5 protein-coding genes are annotated in these 4,216 nt (G+C 65.8%); 2 read left to right on the forward strand and 3 right to left on the reverse strand.

From position 1 onward, the window contains the following. Positions 1-92: 92 nt before the first annotated feature. Entirely contained in the window at positions 93-404 is a 312-nt protein-coding gene (locus V7E26_RS29435; protein ID WP_324422898.1) for a hypothetical protein, read from the forward strand. Positions 405-576: 172 nt separating this feature from the next. Then, complete coding sequence (locus tag V7E26_RS29440; RefSeq protein ID WP_442893503.1) at positions 577-1,746, forward strand: DUF2865 domain-containing protein; 1,170 nt, start codon at positions 577-579, stop codon at positions 1,744-1,746. A gap of 108 nt (positions 1,747-1,854) precedes the next feature. Here the strand turns inward: V7E26_RS29440 and V7E26_RS29445 are convergent, their stop codons facing one another. The 3 genes from V7E26_RS29445 to V7E26_RS29455 all read right to left on the reverse strand — a co-directional run. Further along, a complete protein-coding gene (locus tag V7E26_RS29445) occupies positions 1,855-3,606 on the reverse strand; it encodes an NAD+ synthase (protein ID WP_324422900.1) in 1,752 nt (583 codons plus the stop codon). A gap of 45 nt (positions 3,607-3,651) precedes the next feature. After that, the gene (locus V7E26_RS29450) at positions 3,652-4,005 is read right to left on the reverse strand and encodes a diacylglycerol kinase (RefSeq protein WP_324422901.1); all 354 of its coding nucleotides are present in this window, start codon (positions 4,003-4,005) and stop codon (positions 3,652-3,654) included. Position 4,006: 1 nt separating this feature from the next. Beyond that, positions 4,007-4,216, reverse strand: a 210-nt coding sequence (locus V7E26_RS29455; RefSeq protein ID WP_324422902.1) for a 3-deoxy-7-phosphoheptulonate synthase, incomplete at its 5' end; no start/stop codon positions are given.

Raw genomic sequence — 4,216 nt, forward strand, 5'->3', positions numbered from 1 at the left:
CTTACGCCACGCTCGCCAGCCTCTCAACAATCCGCTGATGAATAAGACGGGCTAGTTCTGGACGCAGTCACTTTCCACTGCCGGTGTCATTCATGCGACTCTCCTCCGCGCTCCTTGCCTGCGGCCTCCTTGTTGCCGCCCTCTCGACCGCTTCCGCCGACAGCCGCGTCTTCATCGTCGCCAACCAGGCCGACGGCTACGGCGTCGACGAATGCCTCGCCCAAGGCCACAAATGCGGCGCTCATGCCGCCCGATCCTTTTGTCAGTCACGGGAATTTGCGCAGGCCAGCGCCTACCGCCGCGTCGAGCCCGATGAGCTTACCGCCACGGTTCCAGCCGACGGCAGCGAGCGCTGCACGGGGCCGTCATGCGGCGAATATGTCGCCATCACCTGCCAGCGCTAGGGAGCTGAATACCCCGTAGAATCAACGGTCCGTTTGCCACATCCGCGCCGCGGAAACGACGTGACGCTGCCCCGAGAAGCGGCTATTGGATGCAGCCTTGGCCGCAATATATGCTGTCTTGGCCGCGCCATTTGGCTCGATAGTCGCGCGGATCAGCCCTCAATGGCGGGATATGTCCAGAATTCGTAACGCTTCCCTTCCCCTCCGAATGTTGACCTGCGCCCTGTTGCTGGGCGCCATGGGCACATCAGCGCTGGCGCAGACGCCCCAGGACGCCATGGCGCAGATGAGCCAGGAGGCCTCGCCTCAAGGCGGGCAGTCGTCCAACCCGATGTGCATCCGGCTCGAAGGCCAATTGGCGACCATCGACCGCGGCGCCGGAACCGGCGATCCAGCCAGGGACGAGCAGATCCGCCGCTACCAGGAAGCCCAGGGCAAGCAGCAGTCCGAACTCGACCGCGTGTCGCTGCAGGCCAAGCGCATGGGCTGCGAAAGCTCGGGATTCTTCTCGCTGTTCAACGGCCGCTCCGCCGAATGCGGTCCGGTGAACAACCAGATCCAGCAGATGCGCGCCAATCTGGAGCAGATCACCACCAGCCTGGAGCGGCTGCGCAGCGGCGGCATCGGTGGCAATGAGCGCGAAAACCAGCGCCGCTCGGTATTGATGGCGCTGGCACAGAACAATTGCGGCCCGCAATATGCCGCTGCCGCGCGCGGTCCCGGCAACTTCATCGACAGCCTGTTCGGCAACAATAACAACAATCCGCTGCCGCCGCCGAGCGCCGATCTCGGCGCGCCGTCCGGCACCTTCCGTACCGTCTGTGTCCGCACCTGCGACGGCGGTTACTTCCCGGTGTCGTTCGCCACCTATCAGGCGCGGTTCCAGGACGACGAGCGGACCTGCAAGGCGCTCTGCCCCGCGACCGAAGCCTCGCTGTTCGCCTATCGCAACCCCGGCGAAGACATCAACCAGGCGGTCTCGATCAGCGGCCAGCCCTATACGTCGCTGCCGAACGCGTTCAAGTTCCGCACCGAGTTCAATCCTTCCTGCGCCTGCAAGGCCGCGGGCCAGACCTGGTCGGAAGCCTTGAAGTCGGTCGACGACCGCGCCGGCGTCGAACAGGGCGATATCATCGTCACCGAGGAGAGCGCGAAGCGGATGCAGCAGCGCGGGCAGAAGGGAGCAACTCCCCCGCCGCCCGCCAGGAAGGGCGCAGCGCCCGCCGGCACCGCCGTCGCGACCCCTGCCGCAGCCCCGCCGCCCGGCACGGCAGCAGCGGCCGCCGACAAGGACCGGCCGATCCGCACGATCGGGCCGGCGTTCATTGCGCCAAAGCAGTAGAACCAAAGCCGCGCAAGCGCGACGAGCCCCAGCCCATTGTACTTTGCATGGGGTTGTTTTCGCGATTTCGAGTCTTGGCTCCTGCGGTGAACGCGGGAGCCGCCCCGGCTAACCCTCGAACACGTCCGCCGAGGCGCGGCCGGCGCGTGCGACCAGCTTCTCGTCGGGCGCGGGCAGCGCCTTGCCGTTGTCGCGGAAGCGGTTGGTGATGGGATAGCGGCGGTCACGGCCAAAGTTCTTTTCCGTCACCTTGACGCCCGGCGCTGCCTGCCGCCGCTTGTATTCGGCAATGTTGAGTAGCCGGTCGATCCGCGTCACGATTTCGGCCGGGAAACCGGCGGCGATGATGGTGGCGAGCGGCTCTTCGCGCTCGACCAGCCGCTCCAGAATGGCGTCGAGCACCTCGTAGGGCGGCAGCGAATCCTGGTCGGTCTGGTTTTCGCGCAGCTCCGCGGTCGGCGGCCGGATGATGATGTTCACCGGGATCACCTCGCCCGACGGCCCGAGCGCGCCATCCGGCTTCCACTCGTTGCGCAGGCTGGAGAGGCGGAACACTTCGGTCTTGTAGATGTCCTTGATCGGATTGAAGCCGCCATTCATGTCGCCATAGATGGTGGCGTAGCCGACCGACATTTCCGACTTGTTGCCGGTCGTCACCACCATCGCGCCGGTCTTGTTGGAGATCGCCATCAACAGCGTGCCGCGGGTGCGCGCCTGCAGATTCTCCTCGGTGATGTCGCGCGGCAGGCCGGCAAACGGAACGGAAAGAATCTTTTCGAAGCCGTTCACGGCATCGGCGATCGGCAGCACCTCGTAACCGAAGCCGAGCGCCTTCGCGAGCCTGGCGGCGTCGTCGAGCGAGACCTGCGCGGTGAAGCGGAACGGCAGCATCACGCCGCGCACCTTGTCGGCGCCGAGCGCATCCACCGCGATCGCCGCGCACAGCGCCGAATCGATGCCGCCGGAGACGCCGAGCAGCACGCCCGGAAAGCCGTTCTTGCGGACATAGTCGCGCAAGCCCAGCACACAGGCCGCGTAGTCGGCCTTGTCGCCCTCGATCAGCGGCGCGACCGGTCCCGAACAGCGCCAGCCGTCCGCCCCCCTGGTCCAGTGCAGCGTGGTGACATGCTCCTCGAAGGCGGGCAGTTGTGTCGCGACCGAAAGGTCGGCGTTGAGCGCGAACGAGGCGCCGTCGAACACCAGTTCGTCCTGCCCGCCGATCTGGTTGAGATAGACCAGCGGCAGGCCGCTTTCGGTGACGCGGGCGACCGCGATCGACAGCCGCAAATCGTTCTTGTCGCGCGCATAGGGCGAGCCGTTCGGCACCACGAGGATTTCCGCGCCGGTTTCAGCGAGGCATTCGACGATGTTCTCGTATTCCTCCGACTCCTCGAGCCAGATGTCCTCGCAGATGGGAACGCCGACCCGGATGCCCTTGACCGTCACCGGTCCCGCGGCGGGGCCACGCGCGAACAGCCGCTTCTCGTCGAACACGCCGTAGTTCGGCAGATTGGCCTTGTACCGAAGCGCGGCAATGCGGCCCTGGTCGAGCAGCGCGCAGGCGTTATAGAGCTTGCCGTCCTCGACCCACGGCGTGCCGATCAGCACGGCCGGACCGCCGTCCGCGGTCTCGCGCGCGAGTTCTTCGATCGCCGCACGGCAGGCCGCCTGGAAAGCGGGCTTGAGAACCAGGTCTTCCGGCGGATAGCCGCAGATGAACAATTCCGGCAGCAGCAGCAGATCGGCGCCATCCGCCGCAGCCTTCTCGCGCGCGGTGCGCGCCTTGGCGGCATTTCCCGTGACGTCGCCGACGGTCGGGTTCAACTGCGCCAGCGTGATTTTGAATCCAGGTTCGGTCATGGGAGCGATGGTGCCTTGCACAAGAGCAAACTGCAATTGCTCGCTTTAGAACGCGCCTATGCGTTCGGCGATGGCAAATAGCCAGAACATCCCGACCATCAGCAGCGCGACGCCGACGGCCGCCGAACCCATGTCCTTGACCCGGCCGATCTGCGGGTCGTGGTCGGTGGTGAGCCGATCGGCCAGCTTCTCGATCGCGGTATTGAGTATCTCGACCACCAGCACAAACGCCACGGCCGCGACAAGTTCCACACGGCGCATCACGCTCGCGCCGACCAGCCAGGCCAGCGGCACCGAAAGCGCCAGTGCAAGAAGCTCCTCGCGGACGGCCTGCTCCGATCGGATCGCAAAAGCGAGGCCGTTACGGGTGTTGATGGTGGCTCGCCAGAGTCGCAGCAAGTCAAAGTCCCGCTGCTGCGGCCGGCGTCGGCTTTTCCTTACCCGCGCGTTCCTGCTTCAGCAGTTCGGCGATCAGGAACGCCAGGTCGATCGATTGTTCGGCGTTGAGACGGGGATCGCAGACCGTGTGATAGCGGTCGTTGAGGTCCTCGTCGGTGATGGCGCGGGCGCCGCCGATGCATTCGGTGACGTCCTGCCCGGTCATCTCCAG

Origin of the sequence: Bradyrhizobium sp. (assembly GCF_036735945.1) — a bacterium.
In the GTDB taxonomy this organism is placed as follows: domain Bacteria; phylum Pseudomonadota; class Alphaproteobacteria; order Rhizobiales; family Xanthobacteraceae; genus Bradyrhizobium.

Coding starts and splice junctions, on each gene's coding strand:
- V7E26_RS29435 (WP_324422898.1), top strand. CDS start 93: ATGCGACTCTCCTCCGCGCTCCTTGCCTGCGGCCTCCTTGTTGCCGCC.
- V7E26_RS29440 (WP_442893503.1), top strand. CDS start 577: ATGTCCAGAATTCGTAACGCTTCCCTTCCCCTCCGAATGTTGACCTGC.
- V7E26_RS29445 (WP_324422900.1), bottom strand. CDS start 3,606: ATGACCGAACCTGGATTCAAAATCACGCTGGCGCAGTTGAACCCGACC.